At 34.4% G+C, this 786-nt stretch carries 1 protein-coding gene; it reads right to left on the reverse strand.

The window, feature by feature from the left end:
- Positions 1 to 25: 25 nt before the first annotated feature.
- The gene (locus A6M14_RS05520; protein ID WP_152874006.1) at positions 26 to 727 is read right to left on the reverse strand and encodes an IS1 family transposase; all 702 of its coding nucleotides are present in this window, start codon (positions 725 to 727) and stop codon (positions 26 to 28) included.
- Positions 728 to 786: the final 59 nt, after the last annotated feature.

The following is a 786-nucleotide window of genomic DNA, read 5'->3' on the forward strand; positions in this document are numbered from 1 at the left end:
ATCTGTTTCCAAAAGTATGCTGAAATTAAATGAAGCCATTATTGATATAAAAGAAGGTTAAGTCGAAGGCTTTAAAATGGTTTTCAAGCTTTTTCGAAAAATTACAACTTTTCCTAAAACTACGTCTAATTCGATGCCTTATTTTACAATTATTTCCTTCAATACCTACAGTAAAAAACTTACCAATACTTTGCTTACAGTTTTTAAAGGCAGTCACAAAACTATCCCAGTGATCACTTGAAATTCGGGTGTAGTGAACACCTAATTGCTTTAACTTTGCCTTCAATCGTTGGACTGTCGCCAGATCTCGTTTACCCCAAACATAAGCAACAATTTCACCTGTTTCTCTATGGTATGCGTAAATAAGCCATTGTTTATTCTTTTTATTTCCTACAAAAGTCCAAAACTCATCAACCTCAATAGATTCATAATAATTTTGCTTAGGGCGAATTTTATAAGTGGATTTACTTAATGTTCGTAAAACCTTACCTATGCTGACACGCTCGGTTTCTGCAATATCTCTTATACCACCCCCTCTAACCATCAGGTGGAGTATTTTATTTGTTATACCAGAATGACAACCTCGGTAACTAAGAGCATGATCCCCAATAAACTGACGCTTGCAGTTTTTACATTGATAGTTTTGCTTACCATTTAGTTTGAAGCCATTTTTCTTTATACTGTCACTTCGACAGGTTGGACATTTGATTTCTAGTGTTATTTGCATCTCACTATTTTATCAAAAGCCAACCTGTTTTTTTTCAGCATACTTTTTGAAACACCACC

This window comes from Acinetobacter portensis (assembly GCF_009372215.1).
GTDB classification, from domain to species: domain Bacteria; phylum Pseudomonadota; class Gammaproteobacteria; order Pseudomonadales; family Moraxellaceae; genus Acinetobacter; species Acinetobacter portensis.